We start from the raw sequence: 25,855 nt of genomic DNA, 5'->3' as shown, positions 1-25,855 counted from the left end.
TTCAGAGGCTCATTAACGGAGTTCAGAGGCTCATTAACGGAGTTCAAAGACTCATTAGCCTCGTTCCCAGCCTCCAGGCTGGGAATGTATTCGCAGAGGTTCTACCTCTTGTCAACAAAGAGGAGGCGGAGCCTCCCAGAATGGGTTCCCAGCCTGAAGGCTGGGAACCAGTCAATTTCCAATTCCCAATGCCCAAATTACCTATGCGCCGTAAAAAGGATACTCTCTGCACAGAATTTGCCTTCACTCTTCCTAGAGGATTGAGTGATGGTGAACACCGAGTACATCGTCATGGGGTAATGCGTTTAGCCACCGCCAAAGATGAAATTTTGGTGCAACAAGAACGCGGAGTTCAGGAAAATCCAGCTTACGGTGTATTGGTGATGCTTGCACGAGTTATTACTCGCTTGGGTAGTTTCAACTCTGTTAGTCCTGATTTACTCGAAGGACTGCTTTTACATGACATTGCCTATCTCCGAGAATTTTACAATCGAATTAATCAGCAAGGCAATGTACATATTCCGACACAATGTCCCCACTGTAATAATCAATTTTCAGTGGAGCTAGAACTAGCGGGGGAGTCCTAAGCTACCCCTCTGATACTTTATATGAGGAGGTAGCTTTTATTGCTTATCATTTCCACTGGTCGCAAGATGATATTTTAAATTTAGAACATACTACCCGTCAGCGCTGGGTAGCGGAAATCAATAAAATTAACCAAAAATTAATATGAAAGTAAAAGTTAGCTACTCACCAACTTTAAATGAAGTCAATGAAGTTGACCTTACCATAGAAAATCCAACGAGAGGAGAATGGCTAATAGGTCGTTCTCCTGATTCTGATTTACTACTAGACAGCCCTGATATTAGTCGGGTACACGCTAAGTTTTTTGTGAAAGGTGGAAATTACTACTTCTCTGACCTTGGCAGTAGAAATGGATCAATATTTAATGGGAAACAAGCTGAAAAAGATCGACCATATTCTTTGAGCGATGGAGACGTTATTCGGATTGCAGATTATGTTTTGATCTTAGAAGCAGTTGCTCCTGCTTATGAGCAACCAGAGACAGTCTTTAGAATTATAGATCCTTCACTGTTTTCTCGGCCGCGATCGCCTGAAAATGTCAGCACTCCCAACGTTGCTACACCAGCGCCAGAAATAGTCAACGAAGTTCCAGCGCCAATTACTCCCGAAGTAGAAACACCTTCCCCAGAAATCAGCGAAATCTCCGAAGTTGTTTCTACTCAAGATGATGATGTCATCCCGGTTGTTGAGATAATCGCCCCTGAAAACATCATTCAGTCACCAGAAGCAGTCAGCGAAGTTCCACACGATGTTCGTGATGAAATTGTGGATTTGCGTTTAGTTACAACAGAAGTCAGCGAAGATGTTGAGGAAGTAGAAGTTCCAGCAGTCAGCGAAGATAGTGAGGAAGTTTCTTTTACTCTAGCTGATGATGCGATCGCTGCACCTAAAAACATTATTGAAACTCCTGAAGAGGAAAGTATTCTTCCAGAAGCTACCGACGACGAGATTGCAGACTTGGAAGCAGCACTAGCGGCAGAATCTACTATCGTCCAGCAGCGTGATACAAGTGCCATTCCAGAAGCTACCGACGATGAGTATGCAGAGTTAGAGGCAGCACTGGAAGCGGAAGTCACCTTCGTACAGCCGCGTGATATTTTCAACGAAGTTCCTGCACAGGAGAGTACCATTGCAGAATCTATTTCCGATGAAGATGCAGAATGGGAAGCAGCACTAGCAGCAGAAGTCACTTTTGTGCAGCCGCGCGATATTTTTCACCAAGTATCTAAGGAAGAGAGCTTCGTTCCAGAAGCTACTCATGATGAAGTAGCAAATTTGGATACGCCAGTAGTAGAAGAAGTTAGTGCAGATGTTGATGAGGCTATCAGTCAAATTCCTGAAGAAGCGGACATTCAGCCAGAAGAACCCTTGAGCCAAGCGACACAGGATATCAGTGATGAAGTAGTAAATTTAGATACGTTATTAACAGCAGAAGACAGCGCAGATGTTGATGAAGTAGAATCTAGTTCTGCTGCTGATGAAACAGTCAATGAAGTTCCTGAAACATTGACTACGCTTGATGATAACGTCCCGGAAGTTTTCAGCAGTCAATACATTGATTCGAGTAATACAAGTACTGAAGAAGTCAGTGTAGATGTTGATGATGTTTCTGAACAAGCAAGTGAAGTTTTTAACTCCGCTGATATTCAATTCTTGAAAACAATAGAAAGTGGAGCTACTGAGAGTATCAGTCAGACTATTGAAGAAGTTTCGGAAGTAAAAGAAGATGAGTTTGAGGAAACTCCGGAAGAAACGCTCATTGAAAGAAATATAGTCCTCATTGCTCACGAAAGCAAGAAATTAGAACTTGCTGAATTTGTTTCTCAACATCAGGAATTTTTCTCAGAGAGCTTTACAATTGCGTGGCCATCTGTTAGTGAAGTCTTACATCAACAAGCAGGAATAACTATTAGTCAACAAACCCCTGCACCAACTTCTGGAGGATATCAAACAATTGCTTCATTGGTTGGAGCCGGAGAAATTTTAGCAGTTATTTTCCTGAGAGATTTGCTGCAACCTCAGTCTGGTCAAGCAAATGAAGAAGCATTGTTGAGATTGTGTACTATTAATCAAGTTTTACTGGCAACTAATTTGCCAACAGCAGAGGCGATCGTGCATTATCTTAAAGAGGGATAGAAATCTGCTTTGATTTTTGAATTGATTTGCGTAGACAGGCAATAGGCAAGAAGGCAATGGGTAAGAAGGGTTTTTGAGTTTTACGGAGTTTTTTCAGCAATCAAATATGAGTCTTATGTAGCCCTACTTAATGATTCATAAACAATAAGATTCCCGATTTTACAAGAAATCGGGAATCTTAGTCTTAAGCTTAAGATTTTCATACGTAAAATATAATTACTATATTTTTTGAAAAGTTGCAAATTGCATAGAATAATTTCAATAATAAAAATTAATCTAAAAATATTCGTATATTTTAAAGTAAAACCTATTTAAAAAGATGGTTGCAAATTTTAAAAGTTTATTTAGACAGCCAGTTATTCTTTCAAGTGCGATCGCTACACTTTTACTAGTAGGCATTCAAAAACTTGGGGTTTTCGAGCCTCTGGAAATGAAGGTCTACGACCAAATGATGCAATTACGTGCCGACCCAGGCCCAGACGCTCGTCTGTTGATAGTTGCTTTAAGTGAAAAAGATATCCAAAAATGGAATTGGCCCCTGTCTGGTGAACTTCTAGACCAACTGTTAGGCAAACTTGAAGCTTATGAACCGCGAGCCATTGGTCTAGATATTTTTCGTGACTTACCAGTACAGCCTGGTCACGAAAAACTCCTACAACGCCTACAACAGAGCGATATCATCATTCCTATCTGCAAACATTCTGGTTCTAACAATCCGGGAATAGCACCTCCAAAAGGGGTTGAAGCAGAGCGAGTAGGATTTAATGATGTCGTAGAAGATACTGATGCCACAATTCGCCGCAACCTATTATTGGTAAATGCAGAAGAGTCTGATTCTTGTCAAAGTACCTATTCTTTTAGCTTGCAACTAGCACTCAAATACTTGGAAGTTGGAGGCATCCAAGTAGAATTTACCCCAAAAAAGGAATTACAACTACGAGATACAGTATTTAAACCTCTGCAAAGTAACGCTGGCGGTTATAAAAAAGCCGATACCAACGGCTACCAAATTCTGCTTAACTACCGTTCTGGTCATCAGGTCGCCCAGCAGGTAACTATTACAGAAGTACTTGCAAATCAAGTTAAACCAGATTTGGTCAAAGACCGCATCGTTTTAATTGGTTCAACAGCCAATAGTTTAAATGATATTTTTAATACACCATTTGCTAGTGGTAAGTCAGATAATTCTGGCAAAATAGCCGGAATTGAAATTCATGCCCACAGCGTTAGTCAAGTTCTCAGTGCTGTTCTTAACAAACAGCCTCTATTTTGGTTTTTGCCTGAGTGGGGTGAAGTCCTTTTGATATGGGGATGGACTTTAGTTGGTGGGTTGTTAGTATGGCGAATTCAACATCCACTAGGCTTAGGATTAGCAGGAGCAACAGCCCTTGCAGTGTTATTTGGAGCTAATTTTGTCATTTTTACCCAAGCTGGATGGTTGCCAGTAATATCTCCGGCGTTGGGGTTAGTATTTACCGCCGGGAGTGTCCTTGCCTATACTGCTCATCAAACTAAGCAGGAGCAAAAAGAAATTACCCAACGGGTTCAAGAACACCAACAATTAATTGTGGAATTGCAAGGTCTTTTACGACAGCGCGGCAATGCCGCAAATGAAGCGCCAACGGTAATTGCTGATTCCATTGGGCAGGAAATTTCGCTAGGCACGCTACTAAACAACCGCTACAAAATTACTCAACCCTTGGGTTCTGGAGGATTTAGCAATACTTATTTGGCTGACGATATCCAGCGCCCTGGTAATCCGCAGTGTGTAGTTAAACAGTTGCGACCTCCCCGCCAAGATGCAGAATATTTAAATGTCGTCAGACGCCTATTTGACGCTGAAGCAGAAATTTTAGAAACTTTGGGTAAGCATCCACAAATTCCCCAACTGCTAGCTTTTTTTGAAGAAAATCGACAATTTTCTTTAGTGCAAGAATTTGTTCGAGGGCACGCTATGGATAAAGAGCTATCCTCTGGGAAGCAACTCAAACAAGCTGAAGTTGTGGATATGCTTAAAGAAGTTTTAAATGTGCTTGTTTTTGTTCACAGCTATGGCGTTATCCATCGAGATATTAAACCTAGCAACTTGATTAGGCGAGAATCAGATGGGCATATTGTTTTAATTGACTTTGGTGCTGTTAAGCAAATTCAGCCTCAGCAGCAAGAAGCTCAGACCATTTCAATTGGCACTCCTAATTATGCACCTTCTGAACAAATGAGTGGATTGCCAAAACTCAACAGCGATATTTATGCGTTGGGAATTATGGGGATACAAGGTTTAACTGGGGTAGAACCAAGAGAATTTCGTAGAGACACAAACACTGGTGAAATAATTATTTCAAAAGAATCTGATGGGAATCAACAGGTTTGGCAACATTGGCGCGAACTAACTGAGGCTACAAATGCGTTAGTTATTATTTTAAATAGAATGGTACATTTTGACTTCACTCAACGATATCAGTCAGCCACAGAGGTGTTTAAAAATCTCGAAAGTCTTTAGTACTTTTTTATCAACGCTAAATTGCTTAGAAAAAAGCCTGGTAACTCCCATGACCAAGCTCTTAACTATTTCAATCAATCATTGGAGGTAAATTAATCTGAGCGCAAACCATTAGTTAGCAGGTTATTCTAAATTAACCTTGACAACTTTGTTCTTTTCTTGCTCAGTTTTAGGCAGTTTCAGATTCAAGATGCCGTCTTTATAATCTGCCGTAACGTTAGTATTTTGAATTCGAGTCGATAGAGGAATTACGCGTTGAAATTTGCCGTAATGAAACTCACTTCTGGTAACACCTTTTTCCTCAGTTTTAGTTTCCGACTTCCGCTCACCGCTAACGTAAACAGCATCTTCCGTGACTTGCACATCCAGGTCTTTCGCTTACGCAAAATTAAGGACAGCGATCATACCAATTCACAATTCGCTTTTTCGCCCATTCGCAATTAAAAAAATTAGATGCAGGAAAGCTTTCAGGGGTTAAATCTGTATCATATTTTTCGTGAATGGTATCACCTATTGTGACAGTCCTGGGTACGGAAGGGGAATATAAAGCTTGTATGAACTTGATTCTTGCTGATGCGAGATTGTTCTCTATTTATATTTATAGAATTTACTTATGTATTTTTAGTAAAAACTAATATCACATAATGAGCCATAACACAAACAGAAAATGTGTTTTCGTCAATAAACACAGAGAATTTCATAGTATATGGAATTTATAATCAGTAAAAAAAATATTCGCAAACGAATAATAAAGTTAATTTAATGTAAATTTGATCATTTATCAAATTAGATAAAAAGTTATATCTTCAAGATTTGGTGAAGCAGGTTATGTGATCTTACTGAAGAAAGAGATAATTCAAGAGTGAATAAACCTACATCGGGATAGGATCGTGTTTAATTCTCCTCCCTGATAGAAAAATGAATCAATTTCCTGTAGCTGCAACTAAAAGCTTAGAAATAAATGCCTCACGGCAATTCACACCTTGGCTGTTAGAGCAGAATCTCAGTCTAGCTTTCAGCACCTATCAAGCAGGTAAATTATTTTTCGTTGGCTTGCAACCAAACGGCAAACTCTCAGTCTTCGAGCGCACCTTTGAGCGCTGCATGGGTTTGTACGCCTGTGGGAGGAGTTTGTATATGAGTACGCTTTATCAACTGTGGCGCTTCGAGAACATACTACAGCCGGGACAAGTTCATGACAACTACGATGCTGTTTATTTGCCCCAGATGAGTTATGTAACAGGCGACTTAGATATTCACGATATTGCTCTGAGTAATTCCCCACTCCTAAACGGCAAAATTGCCAGTGGTGGTTTAAATGAATCAGAGAATCTAATATTTGTCAATACGCTATTTAGCTGTTTATCAAAAGTTAGCCCCACCCACAGTTTCATACCCCTGTGGCAACCGCCATTTATTAGTAAATTGGCAGCGGAAGATAGGTGTCATTTCAACGGTTTGGCAATGCGGGATGGTCAACCCAAATACGTCACTGTTGTTAGTCAATCAGATGCGGCGGAGGGATGGCGGGACAGGCGGGTTGATGGTGGTTGCGTCATTGATGTAGAGAGTAACGAGATAGTACTAAAGGGGCTTTCTATGCCTCATTCTCCTCGGTGGTATAGAGACAAGCTGTGGTTACTCAACTCTGGGACAGGCGATTTTGGGTACGTCGACTTAGAACGAGGCAGCTTTGAACCCGTGGCTTTTTGTCCAGGATACATGCGTGGTTGTGCATTTCATGGCGACTTTGCGATCGTGGGGATTTCTCAGCCGAGGCACAATAAGACCTTTAGTGGGTTGCCCCTAAATGAGAAATTGCAACAAAAAAACGTCGAACCTCGGTGTGGATTGCTGGTGATTGACCTGCGGAGTGGGGATATTGTGCATTCCCTGCGAATGGAAGGGGTGGTACTGGAATTATATGACGTGGTGGCACTTGGGGGGGTACGTCGTCCAATGGCGATCGGCTTCAAGAGTGATGAAATTCGGCGGATGGTGACAATGGGATGAGTCCAGAGGTGAAATTTTGCCTCTTTACACCTGATAAACAACACAACCTAAATTCATTCATAAAGAGAATCAAGAATAATGGCGAATACATTTTTAAATCTATCTGACCTCAATGGCAGCAACGGCTTTGTAATTAACGGCATTAATAGGGGTGACGAATCAGGCACATCTGTCAGCAGTGCGGGTGACATTAACGGCGATGGCTTTGACGACCTGATTATTGGGGCATCTCGTGCCGACCCCAACGGTCAGAATTATGCCGGGGAGAGCTACGTAGTCTTTGGTAGCGGCAGTGGGTTTGGAGCTAGTCTCAACCTTTCTGACCTCAATGGCAGCAACGGCTTTGTAATTAACGGCATTAATAGGAGTGACGTATCAGGCGGCTCCGTCAGCAGTGCGGGGGACATTAACAGCGATGGCTTCGACGACCTGATTATCGGGGCAGGAAGTGCCGACCCCAACGGTCAGTATAGCGCCGGGGAGAGCTACGTAGTCTTTGGTAGCGGCAGTGGGTTTGGAGCCAGTCTCAACCTCTCTGACCTGGATGGCATCAACGGCTTTGTGATTAACGGCATTGATAGCTATGACAACTCAGGCACATCCGTCAGCAATGCGGGGGACATTAATGGCGATGGCTTCGATGACCTGATTATCGGGGCAAGAAGTGCCGACCCCAACGGTCAGGATAGAGGCGGGGAGAGCTACGTGGTGTTTGGTAGCGGTAGTGGGTTTGGAGCCAGTCTCAACCTCTCTGACCTGGATGGCAGCAACGGCTTTGTGATTAACGGCATTGATAGCGATGACTTCTCAGGCAACTCTGTCAGCAGTGCGGGTGACATTAACGGCGATGGCTTCGACGACCTGATTATCGCGGCAACAGGTGCCTCCCCCAATGGTCAGTATTATGCCGGGGAGAGCTACGTGGTTTTTGGTAGCGGCAGTGGGTTTGGAGCCAGTCTCAACCTCTCTGACCTGGATGGCAGGAACGGCTTTGTGATTAACGGCATTGATAGCTATGACAACTCAGGCAACTCTGTCAGCAATGCGGGGGACATTAATGGCGATGGCTTCGATGACCTGATTATCGGGGTAAGAAAAGGCTTCTCCACCCTTCAGTTTAGGTCTGGGGAGAGCTACGTGGTTTTTGGTAGCGGCAGTGGGTTTGGAGCAAGTCTCAACCTCTCTGAACTGAATGGCAGCAACGGCTTTGTGATTAACGGCATTGATAGGGATGATTATTCAGGCTTTTCCGTCAGCAGTGCGGGGGACATTAACGGCGATGGCTTCGACGACCTGATTATCGGGGCACCTGGTGCCGACCTCAACGGTCAGTATAGCACCGGGGAGAGCTACGTGGTGTTTGGCAGTAGCAGTGGGTTCGGAGCTAGTCTTAACCTCTCTGAACTGGATGGCAGCAACGGCTTTGTAATTAACGGCATTGATAGCTATGACTTCTCAGGCTTTTCTGTCAGCAATGCGGGGGACATTAACAGCGATGGCTTCGACGACCTGATTATCGGGGCAAGAAGTGCCTCGCCCAACAACGGTCAGTATAGCGCCGGGGAGAGCTACGTGGTGTTTGGTTTTGCATCTCCTACGTCTATGCCAGTTAATGACACGGCTACCACTGACGAAGACACTGCCGTTAATATAGAGATTTTAGCCAACGACAGCAACTCCTTAAGGGTGACGGCTATTGATGGTAAGGAAGTTGTTGTTGGCACTGCCATTACCGTGAATTCTGGTGCTTTAATTACCCTTAATGCTGATGGCAGCTTGACCTACGACCCAAATGCTCAATTTGAAAGTTTGGCTGTGGGTGAAAGCGCTAGTGATAGCTTTACATACAGCGCTAACAATGGCAAGTTGAATAATACAGCTAGCGTCAATTTGACCATTAACGGAGTCAATGACGCACCCAAACCCAAATTTATTTCAGTTTTGAACCTTTCCACACTCAACGGCAGCAACGGCTTTGTAATTAACGGCATTGATGGTTCTGACAACTCAGGCTTTTCTGTCAGCAATGCGGGGGACATTAATGGCGATGGCATCGATGATCTGATTATCGGGGCATATCGTGCCAACCCCAATGATCAGAGTTTGGCCGGGAAGAGCTACGTGGTGTTTGGCAGCAACAGTGGGTTTGAAGCTAGTCTCAACCTTTCTGACCTCGATGGCAGCAACGGCTTTGTAATTAACGGCATTGATGCGGGTGACTACTCAGGCATATCTGTCAGCAGTGCGGGGGACATTAACGGTGATGGCTTCGATGACCTGATTATCGGGGCAAGAAGTGCCGACCCCAACGGTCAGGATAGAGCTGGGGAGAGCTACGTGGTGTTTGGTAGCGGCAGTGGGTTTGGAGCCAGTTTCAACCTTTCTGACCTCGATGGCAGCAACGGCTTTGTAATTAACGGCATTGATAGCTATGACTTCTCAGGCGGCTCTGTCAGCAGTGCGGGGGACATTAACGGCGATGGCTTCGACGACCTGATTATCGGGGCAACAGGTGCCGGAGAGAGCTACGTGGTGTTTGGCAGCAGCAGTGGCTTTGGAGCCAGTTTCAACCTTTCTGACCTCGATGGCAGCAACGGCTTTGTAATTAACGGCATTGATAGATATGACAACTCAGGCAGCTCCGTCAGCAATGCGGGGGACATTAACGGCGATGGCATTGATGACCTGATTATCGGGGCACTTAGTGCCGGTCAGCAGCGTGCCGGAGAGAGCTACGTGGTGTTTAGCAGCAGTGGCTTTGGAGCCAGTTTCAACCTTTCTGACCTCGATGGCAGCAACGGCTTTGTAATTAACGGCATTGATGCGGGTGACTACTCAGGCATATCTGTCAGCAGTGCGGGGGACATTAACGGCGATGGCTTCGACGACCTGATTATCGGGGCACCTAGTGCCGACCTCAACGGTCAGTATAGCGCCGGGGAGAGCTACGTGGTGTTTGGTAGCGGCAGTGGGTTTGGAGCCAGTCTCAATCTTTCTGACCTCGATGGCAGCAACGGCTTTGTGATTAACGGCATTGATGCGGGTGACTACTCAGGCACATCTGTCAGCAATGCGGGGGACATTAACGGCGATGGCTTCGACGACCTGATTATCGGGGCAAGAAGAGCCTCGCCCAACAACGGTCAGCAGGGTGCCGGGGAGAGCTACGTGGTGTTTGGCAGCAGCAGTGGCTTTGGAGCTAGTCTTAACCTTTCTGACCTCGATGGCAGCAACGGCTTTGTAATTAACGGTATTGATCAATTTGACTTGTCAGGCAGTTCGGTTAGCAATGCGGGAGATATTAACGGCGATGGCATTGATGACCTGATTATCGGAGCATCTCGTGCCACCCCCAACGGTCAGATTTTTGCCCAGGCCGGGGAGAGCTACGTGGTCTTTGGCTTTGCCACTGCGGCTAACACCAACGAAGATACTGCCGTGACAATCCTTGCTAAAAACGTTCTAAGTAGATATGCAGATCCAGAAAATGATGTCTTCAACATCAGTGACTTCACTAACCCCACTAACGGCACCCTAACACTCAACGACAACACTACTCCAGATAACCTTAGTGACGATTTCTTCATCTATACTCCCAATGCCAACTTCAACGGTACTGACAGCTTCAACTTTACTGTCAGTGATGTTAATGGCGCTAGCGCTACGGGTACTTTTAATCTCAATGTCAAGCCTGTCAACGATGCACCCATTGCCATCAATGATAGTCTGACTAGTGGTTTTAATACTACTAGTACTATCCTTGCTAGTACTTTGCTGGCTAATGATACCGATATTGATACTATCAACCTCAGCATTACTGCTGTAAGTGGTGCGACCAACGGTACTGTTATATTGAACGATAACGGTACTCCGGGGAATTCGGTAGATGATTTTATTGTTTTTACCCCATTAAATGGAGTGAGTGGCAATGCCCAGTTCCACTACACTATTAGCGATGGTAGCTTGAGTAGTACTGCTACAGTTGCGATCACAGTTGGTGCTAACATCACTGGCACTAGGCAAAACGATAATATCTCTGGCACTCCAGGGGATGACGCGATCGCTGGCGTGAATGGCAATGATACTATCTCTGGTGGTAATGGCAATGATACTATCACTAGCGGCAATGGCAATAATACCATCTCTGGCGGTGATGGCAATGATACTATCGCTGGCGGTAATGGCAATGATACTATCTCTGGCGGGGACGGCAATGATACTATCGCTGGCGGTAATGGCAATGATACTATCTCTGGCGGCAATGGCAATGATACTATCTCTGGCGGTAATGGCAATGATATCCTTACAGGTGGTAAGGGCAATGATACTATCGCTGGCGGCAATGGCAATGATATCCTTACAGGTGGTAAGGGCAATGATACTATCACTGGCGGCAATGGCTCAGATAAATTTATACTTTCCTTTGGAGAAGGTACTGACATAATTACTGACTTTAGAAAGTCTACTGATTTGATTGGATTATCTGGTGGCTTAACCTTCGATAAACTGAGTTTTTATGGTGACAATATTCTAGTGACTTCTACCCATGAAACCTTGGCAACACTGACGGGAATTAATACCACTACCCTAACTGTTTCTGATTTTGTAATTGTCTAATCTTTAGGATTAGCCCTTTCAAGGTGAGTAAAAATATTGAACAATCATTCCTTTTTTATCCCCTTCTACCTTGGAGGGGTTTTTAGTTGGCGCTATGGTTGCTGCTTGCTCTAGCGCACCTTTTTGAGAGGAAAACAGGGAGGAAATGCGATCGCCACTTTGCACCGTGCATTTGAAGCCTAGTGTTTACTTTTGGAATGCTTCCTGCTACCACCAAGGTACGTAGGCGTAGCCCGTTAAAGACATCGCTCTCACAGTGGGGCTATATCACACTCCTGAAAAAAAGTGTGGAGTCACAAATTATTTACTGTTCTATCAAATTAACGTTGTTAAGTTACTCAGCAGGTGTAGTTCTCACCTCCAGGCTGTACTAAATATTGTGACGCGAAACAGGAGTATAGATACGTTGCTAAAGCTTTCTCCAGACTCCCCTCTATTTATTGTATTAATTATTATTAGTTTTCTAGTAGTAACTTTGTCAACTTGGTTATCATCTAAACCATTTGTTTTAAAACCATTTGGGCTTAATGATATTGTCCAACTACTCTCATTGCAACTATTTATTTCTTTATTATTAGAACGTTCATTAGAAGTTTTTCTAACTACTTGGCGCGGTTCATTTATCGAGCAATTAGATATTAGTATTCGGCAAGAAAAGACTCTAGTCTCGGAGAAAATAAGACTGATGGAATCCCAACAGAAACAGTTTTCTTCTTTAGAATCAAATCAAATCAGTGGATTACCGCCTGAAGGAATGAGTCTAGAACAGCAAATAATTCAAAATTTTACCCAAAATCAACAAGACTCATTAAAAATATTCAAGCCACAAATTGATGATATAAATGAAAAAGAGCGCCAAAGAGCAGCCTATAAATCTGATACACGAATAATTGCCCTATGGACATCCCTTTTATTCGGTCTTTTAATGAGTGCAATAGGTATTCGCTCAATTGAACCACTTGTAGTTATTGATTTAGATAATTCAATCCAAATAATTATTTTTCGTTGTTTAGATGCATTACTGACAGGAGGTTTAATTGCAGGAGGTAGCGAGGGAATTCATAAGCTCATAAAAGTTTTTATTGACTTTATGGAAGCTACATCTAAACAAATCAAAAATCAGGGGTTATCTTGATGAAATTAAGCATTTTCCCTGCAAAAATACCAGGTCATATCACAAATATCATGAAAACAAAAGTACTATAGAAATCCGCTTTGATTTCTGAACTAATTTGTGTAGGCAGGCAATAGGGAATAGGCAACAGGCAACAGTCAAGAAGACTTCTTAGTTGTACTGAGTTTTTTCAGAAATCAAATATGAGTTCTATATTCTAAATATAGAGTGTAATCTTCCCATAGATAATCTTTAATATCTACAAAATTTTTGTTTAAGTTTCCCAATGCATCTGTCTCAGATAAAACCTTAATTCCTTCAGCCTCTAACTGATTTTTTTGTTGATTAACATAAGTTATCAAATAGCCTTTAGAGTCTAATATTCTATGTACCGGATAATCAGTAGCCGAGGTTTTTTTCAGGTAGGTAGGAATAGCTCTTAGATAACTATTATCTACTCCCATCCCTTTGATTATCTGTTTATATGTAACTACTTTTCCACTTGGGATTTTGATGATAAAATTTAGGAATCGTTGATATGGATTTTCAGATAATGCAGGAAATTCATTAGTTTCAAGCTGAAAATTACTACCAACTTGGATTTTACCTGATTTAATAACTACGCCTAAAATTCCTCTTTTATATTGGATGCTTTTTAATGATTCTACCAAGTGGGCTATTCGCTTACAAGGTTCGCAGTGAAAAGTTAGACGAATTGCCGCACCACTTTCAAAGGTTAATAGAGATCCAGGGATAAAATTATCAAATTCTATCCCTGTAACCACAATATTTTCTCGCAATTCTCCTGGCTGAATTGATAAGTCTAAAATATCTTCATTCCTAACAATTAAAATTTGCCTGGGACTTATAGGATCAGCATTAATATCTCCTTCTATACCATGACCTACCTTTAAATTTAATGTTTTAAGCTCTACCATTGTAGAACCTGATTTTACCTTACTGAAAAGATGCGTTATTGAGAGAGCCATATTCATTCGGTGGCGCGATCAATTTGAAGTTGAGGAGGTGAATTCAGGTAAATCATCGGATTTATGAAGAATGAATAAACTGCCATCTCCTCCCCGTCCAATTCTTAAGCTTTCATCTAAATAACTAATATCCAGTGTGGGAGTTCTACTAGTAGGATTATTAGCTGGGACAACCTTAAATGGATTGAGTTGAGGCGTATTAATGCCAAAAATCTTCTCAATCGATAGGTAACGTTTGTCAAAATAGACGTTGATACGTTTGTTCGGTAGAGGCTCGAAATCTTCTTTGGCTGGCTCAAAGCTAGCTGTCACTTTTACATATCCCGATACTATCCCCAGAGGATGTTTAACTTGAGCTAGATTGAAAAACAATTTATTTGCAACATCAATCACTTGATAAACTTTACCCAGCTTTAATCCGAGTGGGAGAGAAACTAAAGAACGGATTTCTCTAGCTGTGGAGTATTGCAATTGCCAAGTTCCCTCCAGCAAAGAAGTAGCGTAGAGAAGAGGATGGAGATTGGGATTGACGCTCTCTAGTTCCGTCGTCAATTGTTCAATTTCTGCGGCTAAGGTTTTATCTAGCTGCAAATCGGTAATGGGAGAGCCATCGCTTTTTGTTTGAATCTTTTCAAGCGTGGCTTGTAATTTTTCCTTAATTGAAAGTTGATTGTTCAATGGTTTTACCAGATTTCAAATTCTTGAAAATTTTGATAGCGATCGCGCTCTCCCCAATGTCCAAATACCCCTGAAATTAAGCCTAACTGAATGTCAAACCCTTAACTGAGTTACGGCGATATTACCGGAAAAACATACATCTACATCACTACCAGGAGTGCGATCGCGTTTGCCATATTCCCCTACATAATAAAAATTATCGCCTTCAATTCGATAGTTCACAGGCAAAGGTTTGGTACAAGCTTGGCAAAACACCACATTAGGATCTGCTTCTCCTGGTTGCAGATGCGGTAAGTTCACATTCCAAAAGCTTCCTAGTTCTAGGGGACGCTTGAGCAAGTCCACTAAAACTTCAGCTGTGAATTTGGCAGCTAGATCCCAATCAAAATCCTGCTTGGCTTTGCGATAGTGAGAAATAGCAATTCCCGGTATGCCGTGCATTGCAGCTTCCCGTACAGCCGCAACTGTGCCAGAAATATAAGCATCGACTCCCAAGTTACCCCCAGCGTTAATACCTGAAAGTACAAATTTGACATCTGCGGTAATTTGTGTAATTGCAATTCTCACACAATCAGCGGGAGTACCTGCGATCGCATACTCAGTCTCAGAACGTCGCTGGAGGTTGATGGCACGAGTGGTAGTAACTTGATGTCCACAGCCAGACTGGTGATCAGCAGGAGCAGCGATAATAGTATTTTTGCCGTTTACAGCTTTTAGCAGCGCTCGGATACCGGGGGCATCAATGCCGTCGTCGTTAGTTAAAATTATGGTCATGTATATATTATTGATATAGATTTAGCTAAGGTATCAGAAAAATGCAGATATCATCCATCAAAGGGTATAACAGCAAAAGCTACTTGCAGATATGAAAAAATATGCTTGATTCTGCCCAAAATATTGATCATACGATATGATTTCTAGATGGTTTGCAAATTCCGCCCTCAGTATTTGGGTTAATCCCCAAAATGGGCGGTATTTCTTTTCACTAGCGAAAGTGTTAGCGTCAAGTTAATGCTTGCAACCGCCCTAATCACAAGTTTGTGCAATCAAAAAATCGCGTACAATCTATAATCTGCTAGCAGTAGCAGAAATTTAATACTTGAGAAAACTGGGAACGAGGTGATTTTTGCAGTGGTTCTGTAGTATTTTGGGTGCAAGTCTGTCTTAGGGATCACACAATGAAACAGCTCCTCAAACAACTATTTAGCAGTCAAAAATACCTCATCCGGCTAATTCTACCTTTGGTGATGGTTATTTTAGCAGCCTCGCTGTTTGCCACACCTGCTTTAGCCACAGGTGTGTATCAAATACCCAATCTCAAAGCAGGGAATGACACCTGGGTTTTGGATCAAGCTGAAGTCATCAGCCGTCTGAATGAAGGTAAAATTAGCAACGCTTTCGAGGATTTGGCAAAGCAAACAGATAAGGAAGTTAGAATTGTTACTGTTCGCCGCCTCGATTATGGCGAAACACCAGAAAGCTTCAGCAAAGAACTGTTTAAAAAATGGTTTCCTACAAAAGAAGCCCAAGCTAATCAAACCTTATTGATTATTGATACGGTTACCAATGGTACTGCCATTATTTCTGGGGATCAAGTCAAGCCTTTACTCACAGACTCTATTGCCGAGAGTGTCGCTACTGAAACAGTAAGTGTGCCGTTACGCAATGGTAACAAATACAATCAGGCATTTCTAGATGCGAGCGATCGCCTTGTTGCCGTTCTCTCTGGCAAAGCCGATCCAGGCCCACCCAAAATAATTGATAATGTCCAGGTTGGAGGCACTTTCAAGAAAGCAGAAGAAACTGACCAAGGTAACGCTACTGCTTGGGTAGTAGGATTGTTAATTGCCGCCACCGTTATCCCAATGGCGACTTACTATATCTATCAGATAAATCAGCCATCATCTGATGGGTAATGGGAGAGTTGTTCAATTTTAGATTTTTAATTTTGGATTTTGGTGAAGCAGCACGGTCTTCTCCCAAGGGGAGACGCCAAGGGCGATGGGGGTTTCCCCCATGAGTGACTGCTGAACCCGAAGGGATTGAAAGAAAAATCTAAAATCTAAAATCTAAAATCTAAAATTGGCTTAATCCTGAACATACTCTTGTTCTGTAACTAAAGCCACCTCAGCCCGAACAAATTCTCGACCCAAATAAGCTGCATGATTTAATTGAGTTACTGGAGAGGGCTGAGTTTCTTCAAAAATTTTCACGCAAAGTTCTTTAGCCGTCCTGGCGCTAAAAACTGTCGTATGAGTTCGTTCTACCTTTTCTCGCGCCGGAATTACCTTTCCCGTTTCGGGATCGACAGCTAAACCGCGATCGTCAATTATATTTGTAAAATGCTTGGCATAGATTAACCTTGCATCGCGATCCAAGTAAATAATGAAATATCCACCGGGATCAAGGTCAATATGACGCTGGGAAAGTTTATCATCAATTGCGACCAAATTTTCAACTATTAAATCCATAAGTATTATAAAAAGAAATTTTCTTTCTTGAGGGTTTTATACTCTATATCAAGTGTAATTCGTCGTTCACCCTCTACCTTGGCAAATATTAAGAATCTCGGTTACTAAATGGCAACTCTGCATTAATGTCCTCAATCTGCTGCTGTTCGAGTTGATTAACTTCCTTGATATAGGGACGGATAATTTGTCCTAAACGATTATTGTAAAATCTGTGCAAACTATGATTGGGCATAGCTGGGAAACCTCGCCGTTTTTTGTGTCGCCCGCCCGCGCCAGGGTCAAAAATTTGGATGCCGTTAGCGATCGCCCACTCAATTGGCGCATAATAGCAAGCATCAAAATGTAAGCAATCTATTTCTTGAAAACTCCCCCAATAGCGTCCATAGAGTTTGTCATCTTTAAACAAACAAAAGGACATTCCTAAAGGATAAGAGTTATCTTGTTCGCTATATGCAGCAATAAACAAGACTCGATGGCGATAATCGGTGTATAGCTGCTCAAAAAACCGCTGTGTCAGATACTTGCTACCCCACCAGCCAAACTTATCACAGGTGTCAGCATAGAATTGATGCATCAAGGGAAACAAAGACTGAGGAATTTGATCACCAGTCAACGGTTGTAATCGTAAACCTGCTTTCTCCACAGCTTTGCGTTCCCGCTTGATATTGCGGCGCTGATTGGCGTTAAACACCTTCAAGTAGTCATCAAAAGTTTTAAAGCCAGCATTTTCCCAGACATAGCTGTGGTGCAGCCAAGTTGTAAAGCCATGCTGTTCCAGCATCGGACGCCATTGGGGATCAACGTAGAGAAAATGACACCCAGAAATTCGATTTTTGGTGCAAAAAGTGTCAATTTCATGCACCATAATCGCAGTGATTTCATCCTCATCTTCTCCTGGAGCAATTAGAAACCGATAACCTTCAGCAGGAGTAAACGGTGTCATTCCCAGTAATTTTGGGTAATATTGGACTCCAATGCGATCGGCTAACTCTGCCCATTGGTGATCGAAAACAAATTCACCAGAACTATGTCCTTTAAGATAGAGTGGCGCAGCAGCAATCAGCGTTCTATCTCGCCACAATGTCAAGTGATTTGGCAACCAACCAGTTTTAGCCGTAACACTCTGGGAAGTTTCGAGATTGTTTAGCCACTCCCATTCTAAAAACGGCGTTTTGAGTGGCATTGCCAAAGCATTCCAGGCATTTTGGGGTACTTCAGCTATTTTGTTCGTCCAAAGGACAGAATAGCGGGGCTTAAGTTGTTCCACCATCTTAGAGGAGTAGGGAGTAGGGAGTGGGGAGTGGGGAGCAGAGGAGCAGGGGAGCAGGGGAGCAGAGGAGCAGAGGAAAATAATCAATGCCCAATGCCCCATGCCCAATACCCAATAAATAACTTAACTTAGCGTAATCTAATCTGCTGGTCGTTGTAGGCGATAGTGCAAAAAGACTTCTTGCTCAACGGTATGAACTTCTAGAAGCTGCAACTTGGGAGCTAAATCGGGTAAAAATCCTTTCCCTTCTACAGGTGTTGGTGCGGTATTACCACCTAAAATCAGCGGACAGACAGTCAGCCATAATTCATCAATTAAATCTAATTGCACTAAGGAAGCGACTAATTCACCTCCACCTAAAACTACCAAGCGTGTTATATGTATATTGGCTAGATGTTTTAAAGCTGCGGGAATGTCAATTTCTCGTGTTGGTGTTTCAAAAACTAGAATCTGCTCAAATTCTAGAGGGCACTCTTGTGCTCTGGTTCCTAGAGTTGAGTGAAATGTCTCTAAGCGTTCTTTCCATGAAAGTGATCCCGCTGTTGTCGTGAGTAGCCAGCGTCTAACTGGTTGCTTAAAAAAGTTAATTTCCGGATTGAGGTTTGCAGAGTGTGTAGTCACTATATGAACTGGCTGCGGAAGTTTCCCTTCTTGTGCCCGAAGTTCTACTAAAGTTGGATCTGATACAGTAAGTGTTGTTCCGTAGGCCCGGAGAGTACCAGCACCGAATAAAACGGCATCAGCGGCAGCGATTTGTTTTTCTAAGTGTGCTTTATCAACCCTTGAGCCAAACCGGGCAGGCGATCGCTTAAAATCTGCTATTTTGCCATCCGCACTCATTGCTAAAACAACTGTAGTATGAGGACGATGTTGCAACATTAGATTGATTTGATAGTTTGAATATTCTCTTTGTTAGTGTATAGATTCTCAAAAAAATCTATGCTCGCAAGGTAATATTTCCCGATTTTACCACTGTATTTATATGCAATACAAATCGCTTTTACATCTGCCATATATGAGTTTTGGTATACTACGTTTCTTTTTAAATTATAGCAATTTGTTATTTTTAAACATTGAAAATAAAATTCTGATAATTTAATAAAATGTCTCATCTAGCTCGTTTGATTACATATCTTTGCTGTTGTGGTTTGCGGATGCAAAGTGAGACACTTGATGACTAATTCCCGCCAATCTTCCTTTCGTCGAATTTTAGTAACGAGAATATTGCTGCTATTCGTTCCAGTTTTATTGATAGGTGAGATTGTTGCCTTGAATAAGGCACGTTCTAGCATATTGGGAACTGCACGTCAAAATTTAACACAAAGCGCCACCAGTAAAGGACAGAGAATTGAAGATGCGATCGCTCTCTTAAAAGCTCATTTGTTGACTGTAAGTAAAACAACAGTAATTCCATCGGGTTCACCCATACAAGAGCAAGAAATTCTCACCCAGTTAAAGCAACAACTTCCAGCAAGTGTTGAGTGTATCCAATTAACGGATCTGCTAAACCAGAAAATAATTGCTAGTAGTTGTGGGGATCAAGCAATTGGAGAATTGAGATTACCTTTACCTAGTGACGGAATTGATGTCAAAACAATCTTCCCGTCAAAGACAGGAATGACTGGTAAAAGAAACACACAAAATCAACTGCAAGTAGTGTTATCTGCACCAATCTCTGATAGCCGCAGAAGTTCAGTTTACAGTTTAAGTATTCAGTCTGCATTGTACCAACAGACCTTTAATCCGCCGGGATCGCTCACAGGCGCTACGATAGTGATTGCTGAAGATGGGACGTTTTTGGCGCATCCATTAACAGGCTGGGTGGGAACTAACATCAATCAGCATCCGAATTTTTCTCAATTAAAGAACGTAATTAAAAATGCCATTGCCGGACAAAATGAGCCAATAAATTTGTCTTTTACAGATGGTCAAGAATTATTAGCTGGCTATACAGTTATTGCAAATCCACTTACTCAACAACAGCAGCAAAAATGGATAGTCTTAGCTGTTACTAGCGTCGATAATGCACTTTTTGGTTTAGAGGAAATCAAACTAATTCTCATCGTTTTGACAGTCGGTTTAATTGGTGCAAGTTTATTAGCATCCTTATATTTAGCTCCTTACTTGGCACGTCCTGTAGAAGAATTGCGAGACTACGCTCTCAATATTCACTCTCACCATGCCGCACAACCAGTTCCGCAGAATTTTCAAATCCGGGAATTCAACCAACTAGCCCAAGCATTAAACCAAATGGTAGAACGGCTCAAAGCTGGGGCAGAAGAACTAGAAATAGCTTGGAAAGAAGCAAAAAGCGCAAACCAGATTAAAAGCCAGTTTTTAGCTACGACTTCTCATGAATTGAGGAATCCATTACATACTATTATTAGCTGCATTCGCGTGGTTAAAGATGGCTTATGTGATAGCCGCGAAGAAGAAATGGACTTCCTCAAACGTGCCGATGAAACAACGATTCATTTGCTAAATATTATTAATGATTTGCTCGACATTTCTAAAATAGAAGCAGGTAAACTTTCTGTAACCACTACACCTCTTGACCTCCGACAAATATTGTTAGAGGTGATTAATTTACAATCAGTTAATGTTCAACAAAAGGGCTTGCAATTAAAATGCGAGTTAGATCCTCAAGTAATACCAATTAAGGCAGACGCAGCAAAACTAAAGCAGGTATTGATTAATGTGATCGGCAACGCCACTAAGTTTACCGACACAGGAAGCATCACTATTACTACAGAAATTCAATCTAGCAATGTGGTGGTAATAGTTAAAGATACAGGTATAGGAATTGATCCCACTCAACAGCACAAACTATTTCGCCCATTTGTGATGGTGAATGGCACAACCAGCCGCCAGTTTGAAGGCACTGGACTGGGACTAGCAATTTCACGAAACTTAATCGAACTTATGGGAGGCAGGATTACTCTTGAAAGTACGGGACTTCATCAAGGTACGACACTGAAAATTACTTTACCCTTGATTGATATCTCCTTGTTACCTGTTCCCAAGAAAGAAGAAAATGTCGGGGATCTTGGATTTTCCCGTGGGAATGAGGGGACAAAAGCAAGCCACTACCCTAGCTTACAAGAGTCTGGGAGAAGTCCCTCTTTGAAGATTAACAAATCTGTAAAAGCAGGTGTAGACAAAGAGAAACCCTCAAAGTTCCAGTTACTACTTGGAAACGAGACTTACGAGATTAGTCTTTCGCCGCAGCAAACTCTCTTGGTAACTCTTCCCAAAGCAGAAGTTTATGCAAATTGGACTTCTAAAATATAGTCATTGGTAGATTGTAATTTAAAATTCAAAAAAATAAATTGGAATCCTCACTCCTAACAGCTATGGTTTTGACGCAGATTTAGAAGTGTTACTAAATAGCCAAGACACAAGATTAGGAATTGTAGCAGCCCCAAAAGAGAACAGCGCAATAATTGCATCACGAGGTAAAACACCATCTAACCAGCTACCCTGGATTCTGGAGACAGGGAAATCCTGATCTAGACCAATTTGAATCTGTTTAGTTTTACCAGAAAAGCGTGCTTCTATGCCTTTTTTGGGAACAATTTGCAAATGGCGGATAAGTTCAATATTTAGAGGAATATCAGGCTTTTCTCCCATGAGAAATTGATTTTTTTTAATTTCTTGCTCCTGCCCTACCATGCGGATTTTGCCTTCTACAATAGTAGAAACATCTAAATCATCTCTGAGATCGCTGCCATTTCTATCTACATCTACAAACTGAACATTTTTGGTTTCTATCTTGCCCCGAAACCATTGCTCTGATTCAAATTTGGCAGGTTTGGCTAAGGTAATATAAATATTGGTGTTTTGTGGAAATTCTAAGTTAAATTCTTGATTATCTGGATTTAAAATAAATTCTAGAGGTGTTTGATTATCTAGTTGTTTTTGTAAATTAGAATCTGGTAATTCATAGCCTTCTACTATAACTTTGATTGGTTGTTCACCTAAATACAGTTTTAATATATTAGCGTTATTTTTTAGGTCTAGTTTAGGATTTCGCTGTAGGGAGAAAGCCAACTGATTACGATAAAAGTCATAATTTAACTCAGTTACTTTTGTATTCGGTTGTAGCCGCAGTTCATTCAAATCTATTTCGCTTGTCACGTCCAGATTAGCTGGAGCAATAATCCATTTACTTTCGCGGTCTTTAAGTTGGATTGTTAACGACTTTAACTGATTAACTTGGGGTAATTCACTTTCAAACTTACCCGTGAAAGTTAAGGTTTGGATGCCTTCACTTTCTAATTCTTTAATGCCACGAATATTTTCAATAAAGCGTTTGGGTTGCTGACCATTATAGACAAAGCTCATTTCTTGAGAAATGATATTACCTTCAAATGTATGAGTCCCAGGTGCGATCGCAGCAATAGTGCCGATAGTCAAAAATAAAAGTACTACCAGCCCCAGCAATAAACTTTGATGATTTGAAATAGTTCGTAGTAAGCGCTTCAGCGCTAAAATGCTGACTCCAAACCACGCAACTAGATGTGTTTTCAGAGAATTCAACCATTGGCGAATCTTAATGAAGTCGGGAAATTGTTTGGCTTTTTGCCGAGATGCCATGATTTATTTCAACCAATTTGGGTTATGTTCAAATACTATTCGCCTTTCGATGCGATCGCTAGGTTCATTTCTGCGCTCAATATTAGCAACGTAACGCAGTTCATAGCGCCCTGCTGGAGCATTACCATCCCAGGTAAAAACAGTTTCACCCTTTTTCGGGTTAGGGCGGGAAGTACTATAAATTGCTTTTTCACCTTGGGGAAGGATTTCAAAGGTGGTAAATCTGACTCGATCCTCAGAATAAAAGACAAATTCATATTTACCAGAAGTTTGCCCCAGGATGACTGGAACATACACAGGTTGGGAACCAAGGCTATAGGATGCCACAGCGCGGAGTTTATTTGCTGGTATTTTGGCTTCTCTGAGAACGTAAGTATCCCAGCTAAAGCTGAAACCTGAACCATTCTTAGACAATAACAAGTCATCCATCTGATAGTGATAATTATCGTCCAATGATTTCACTATTACTTGGGGGTTGTTTCCACCATTTATTTGGGGAATTTGTACTGTGAGAGTGTTGCCGAAACTGGCAAGGTTACGAGTAGCAATAGAAATTAGACTCAAGCTATTACCGCTTAAGGGTTCGAGTTTGATACCTTCGCAGCGATTGGGTGGTTTGCGGCGGATATATTCAGTAGTGCGAGGATTTCCTTCTGGGCAAGAAGCAGCAGCCGGAAGATGGCTGATGCTGAGAATTAATAAGCTGGCAAGGATAATTTTATAATTCATGGTTTGTTGTATAGACGCGATGAATCGCGTCTATATATAATGTTCCAAGTGGATAGTTGTTTTTGAATTTCAGACATGGGATAAGCGAAATCTCGGTCTTCACTTTTTTTGCGGGCAAAAACGATGCCTAAAAGTTGATTTTGCGGGTCAAGCACAGGACTACCAGAATAACCAGGTGTAAGTGCAGCTTGAGATATTTCTAATCGCTGGTTTTGATAGTTGATTTGTCCTGATTCCATAGACCAAGATTTATCCTCACCCCTTTGAGCAGAATGACCGATAATCCGAATGGGCATTTTTGGGCTGATGGCAGTTGAGGAGATAGGTAAGGATCGGATATCCTCTGGCAGATTATCGGTAACTTCTAAAACGGCTAAATCGAGTTCTTTGTCTGTAGTCATTTTGAACAGCTTGGCATCTCGCCGCATTCGCACTCGGTTGGGCGGTGGTGAACTGAAAAATTCCACTTGAATATTTTTACCTTGTTCATAGCCATCAAAAATCACATGACGATTAGTGAGGATTAATGTCCGGTTGCCTTCTCGCTGAATTATTACACCAGTCCCAATCTCTATTCCCTGGCGATCGCTGTTAAAAAACTCCGCAGTGATGCGAACTACAGAACGCTTAATGGTTACGGTTGGGTCATTCTTAGGCAACCATTGGCGATCGTCTTCTACGCCCTTAGCTTGGGTATCGTCTTTCGTTTTCCATACCTGCCTTGCTTCTATATTGTTGTTACTGGCATAGACATAATTGGGGTCAATTTGTTCTGCTTTGTCAAACTGTTCAATGGCTTCTTTTAGTTTCTCTTGCAGTTTGAACACTAAACCCAAATTATTATGAGCAGCAGTATGAGCAGTGGTTGGAGTTCCAGAATTATCTTCTGGCAATGTTAGGGCTTTTTGGTAGGCGGCGACTGCTGCATCTAATTTCTTTTGCTTACTCAAAGTATTGCCAAGATTGTTATAAGCAAGAGCAAAGTTGGGGTTGAGTTGAATTGCTTTTTGGTAGGCGGCAACTGCTGCATCTAATTTCTTCTGCTCACTCAGGGCAATGCCGAGATTGTTATAAGCAAGAGCAAAGTTGGGGTTGAGTTGAATTGCTTTTTGGTAGGCGGCAACTGCTGCATCTAATTTCTTCTGCTCACTCAGGGCATTGCCGAGATTGTTGTAAGCAATATCAAAGTTGGGGTTGAGTTGAATTGCTTTTTCATAGGCAGCAATAGCTTCATCTAATTTCTTTTGATCATACAGCGCGATGCCAAGGCCGTAGTAAGCATTAGCAAGTTTAGGGTTGAGTTGAATTGCTTTTTCGTAGACAGCAATAGCTTCATTTATTTTTTTTTGGTTATACAGCGCAATGCCGAGATTATTGTAAGCATAAGCAAAGTTGGGGTTGAGTTGAATTGCTTTTTCGTAGGCAGTAATAGCTTCATCTAATTTCTTTTGGTCACTCAGCGTCATGCCAAAATTGTAGTAAACATCAGCATCGTTAGGGTTGAGTTGAATTGCTTTTTTGTAGGCAGCAATAGCTTCATCTAATTTCTTTTGGTCACTCAGCGCCGTGCCGAGATTGTTATAAGCAATATCAAAGTTGGGGTTGAGTTGAATTGCTTTTTGGAAGGCGGCAACTGCTGCATCTAATTTCTTTTGCTCTCTAAGCGCATTGCCGAGATTGTTGTAAGCATCAGCATTGTTGGGGTTGAGTTGAATCGCTTTTTGGTAGGCGGCAATAGCTTCATCTAATTTCTTTTGGTCACTCAGCGCCGTGCCGAGATTGTTATAAGCAATATCAAAGTTGGGGTTAAGTTGAATTGCTTTTTGGTAGGCGGCAATAGCTTCATCTAATTTCTTCTGCTCATACAAGGTATAGCCGAGATTGTTGTAAGCAATAGCCAATTTAGGGTTGAGTTGAATTGCTTTTTGGTAGGCGGCAACTGCTGCATCTAATTTCTTCTGGTCATACAAGGTATAGCCTAGACCGTTGTAAGAGGATGTTTTAAAAGTGGGGGGCAATTGTAAGAAAGCTCACAAGGCTTAAGCTGAAATTATAAGCATCAGCACCTTGTGAGCAAATGACTAAAGCATATCGTAGTAACCTGAGTTGGGAACAGTGGGAATTGATTGAAAAAGAGTTTCCCTTACCGAAAGCAGG

Annotated in this window: 18 protein-coding genes and 1 pseudogene; 9 read left to right on the top strand and 10 right to left on the bottom strand. The window is 41.9% G+C overall.

What is annotated here, in order from left to right:
* The first annotated feature begins 140 nt into the window (after nucleotides 1-140).
* The 4 genes from A4S05_RS07870 to A4S05_RS07860 all read left to right on the top strand — a co-directional run bounded on the left by A4S05_RS07870 (nucleotide 141) and on the right by A4S05_RS07860 (nucleotide 5,221).
* On the top strand, nucleotides 141-587 hold the full coding sequence (locus tag A4S05_RS07870) for a phage tail assembly protein (RefSeq protein ID WP_370684411.1): 447 nt from the start codon (nucleotides 141-143) through the stop codon (nucleotides 585-587).
* On the top strand, nucleotides 551-733 hold the full coding sequence (locus A4S05_RS44170) for a DUF6760 family protein (protein ID WP_084227029.1): 183 nt from the start codon (nucleotides 551-553) through the stop codon (nucleotides 731-733). Before A4S05_RS07870 ends, A4S05_RS44170 begins: the two co-directional genes overlap by 37 nt.
* Nucleotides 730-2,721: an FHA domain-containing protein gene (locus A4S05_RS38655; RefSeq protein ID WP_084227027.1), complete on the top strand. Its 1,992-nt coding sequence runs from the start codon at nucleotides 730-732 to the stop codon at nucleotides 2,719-2,721. Before A4S05_RS44170 ends, A4S05_RS38655 begins: the two co-directional genes overlap by 4 nt.
* Before the next feature lie 319 nt (nucleotides 2,722-3,040).
* Nucleotides 3,041-5,221 (top strand): CHASE2 domain-containing serine/threonine-protein kinase, encoded by a 2,181-nt coding sequence (locus A4S05_RS07860; protein ID WP_069069273.1) that lies wholly within the window; start codon nucleotides 3,041-3,043, stop codon nucleotides 5,219-5,221.
* Between the two features lie 123 nt (nucleotides 5,222-5,344).
* Here the strand turns inward: A4S05_RS07860 and A4S05_RS07855 are convergent.
* A pseudogene (locus A4S05_RS07855) lies at nucleotides 5,345-5,599 on the bottom strand (Hsp20/alpha crystallin family protein); the annotation flags it as partial.
* Between the two features lie 540 nt (nucleotides 5,600-6,139).
* Here A4S05_RS07855 and A4S05_RS07850 point away from each other — a divergent pair.
* From A4S05_RS07850 to A4S05_RS07840, 3 genes are all read left to right on the top strand, one after another.
* Entirely contained in the window at nucleotides 6,140-7,234 is a 1,095-nt protein-coding gene (locus A4S05_RS07850) for a TIGR03032 family protein (RefSeq protein WP_069069272.1), read from the top strand.
* Between the two features lie 78 nt (nucleotides 7,235-7,312).
* Nucleotides 7,313-11,851 (top strand): beta strand repeat-containing protein, encoded by a 4,539-nt coding sequence (locus A4S05_RS38650; protein ID WP_084227026.1) that lies wholly within the window; start codon nucleotides 7,313-7,315, stop codon nucleotides 11,849-11,851.
* Nucleotides 11,852-12,326: 475 nt separating this feature from the next.
* Nucleotides 12,327-12,986, top strand: a complete 660-nt coding sequence (locus A4S05_RS07840; RefSeq protein WP_256090869.1) for a hypothetical protein — start codon at nucleotides 12,327-12,329, stop codon at nucleotides 12,984-12,986.
* A gap of 176 nt (nucleotides 12,987-13,162) precedes the next feature.
* Here the strand turns inward: A4S05_RS07840 and A4S05_RS07835 are convergent, their stop codons facing one another.
* From A4S05_RS07835 to surE, 3 genes are all read right to left on the bottom strand, one after another.
* The gene (locus tag A4S05_RS07835; protein ID WP_256090868.1) at nucleotides 13,163-13,903 is read right to left on the bottom strand and encodes an MGMT family protein; all 741 of its coding nucleotides are present in this window, start codon (nucleotides 13,901-13,903) and stop codon (nucleotides 13,163-13,165) included.
* A 69-nt stretch (nucleotides 13,904-13,972) separates the two neighbouring features.
* Nucleotides 13,973-14,632, bottom strand: a complete 660-nt coding sequence (locus tag A4S05_RS07830; RefSeq protein WP_069069269.1) for a PAP/fibrillin family protein — start codon at nucleotides 14,630-14,632, stop codon at nucleotides 13,973-13,975.
* 93 nt (nucleotides 14,633-14,725) lie between these two features.
* Nucleotides 14,726-15,406, bottom strand: coding sequence for a 5'/3'-nucleotidase SurE (gene surE, locus A4S05_RS07825; RefSeq protein WP_069069268.1), 681 nt, complete (start codon nucleotides 15,404-15,406; stop codon nucleotides 14,726-14,728).
* Nucleotides 15,407-15,810: 404 nt separating this feature from the next.
* Here surE and psb32 point away from each other — a divergent pair, with 404 nt between their 5' ends.
* A complete protein-coding gene (psb32, locus tag A4S05_RS07820) occupies nucleotides 15,811-16,548 on the top strand; it encodes a photosystem II repair protein Psb32 (protein ID WP_069069267.1) in 738 nt (245 codons plus the stop codon).
* Between the two features lie 171 nt (nucleotides 16,549-16,719).
* Here the strand turns inward: psb32 and A4S05_RS07815 are convergent, their stop codons facing one another.
* The 3 genes from A4S05_RS07815 to A4S05_RS07805 form a co-directional block, all read right to left on the bottom strand.
* The gene (locus tag A4S05_RS07815; protein WP_069069266.1) at nucleotides 16,720-17,103 is read right to left on the bottom strand and encodes a DUF4346 domain-containing protein; all 384 of its coding nucleotides are present in this window, start codon (nucleotides 17,101-17,103) and stop codon (nucleotides 16,720-16,722) included.
* An 88-nt stretch (nucleotides 17,104-17,191) separates the two neighbouring features.
* Nucleotides 17,192-18,373 (bottom strand): GNAT family N-acetyltransferase, encoded by a 1,182-nt coding sequence (locus A4S05_RS07810; RefSeq protein WP_069069265.1) that lies wholly within the window; start codon nucleotides 18,371-18,373, stop codon nucleotides 17,192-17,194.
* Nucleotides 18,374-18,511: 138 nt separating this feature from the next.
* Nucleotides 18,512-19,252 carry a RibD family protein gene (locus A4S05_RS07805; RefSeq protein ID WP_069069264.1) on the bottom strand — a complete coding sequence of 247 codons (741 nt, stop codon included), beginning with the start codon at nucleotides 19,250-19,252 and terminating at the stop codon, nucleotides 18,512-18,514.
* 294 nt (nucleotides 19,253-19,546) lie between these two features.
* On the opposite strand from A4S05_RS07805, the gene A4S05_RS07795 reads away from it, so the two are divergent.
* Nucleotides 19,547-21,664 (top strand): sensor histidine kinase, encoded by a 2,118-nt coding sequence (locus A4S05_RS07795; protein WP_069069262.1) that lies wholly within the window; start codon nucleotides 19,547-19,549, stop codon nucleotides 21,662-21,664.
* A gap of 60 nt (nucleotides 21,665-21,724) precedes the next feature.
* Here A4S05_RS07795 and A4S05_RS07790 read toward each other — a convergent pair whose 3' ends face one another.
* The 3 genes from A4S05_RS07790 to A4S05_RS07780 are packed head-to-tail and all read right to left on the bottom strand — an operon-like array spanning nucleotide 21,725 to nucleotide 25,716.
* Entirely contained in the window at nucleotides 21,725-22,969 is a 1,245-nt protein-coding gene (locus tag A4S05_RS07790) for a hypothetical protein (RefSeq protein ID WP_069069261.1), read from the bottom strand.
* 3 nt (nucleotides 22,970-22,972) lie between these two features.
* A complete protein-coding gene (locus A4S05_RS07785) occupies nucleotides 22,973-23,698 on the bottom strand; it encodes a hypothetical protein (RefSeq protein WP_069069260.1) in 726 nt (241 codons plus the stop codon).
* Complete coding sequence (locus A4S05_RS07780; protein ID WP_069069259.1) at nucleotides 23,695-25,716, bottom strand: serine protease; 2,022 nt, start codon at nucleotides 25,714-25,716, stop codon at nucleotides 23,695-23,697. The genes A4S05_RS07785 and A4S05_RS07780 overlap by 4 nt, the downstream gene beginning before the upstream one ends.
* Nucleotides 25,717-25,855 lie beyond the last annotated feature (139 nt).

It is taken from the genome of Nostoc sp. KVJ20, assembly GCF_001712795.1.
Lineage (GTDB): Bacteria > Cyanobacteriota > Cyanobacteriia > Cyanobacteriales > Nostocaceae > Nostoc.
This window is presented reverse-complemented; position numbering and strand designations above follow the sequence as displayed.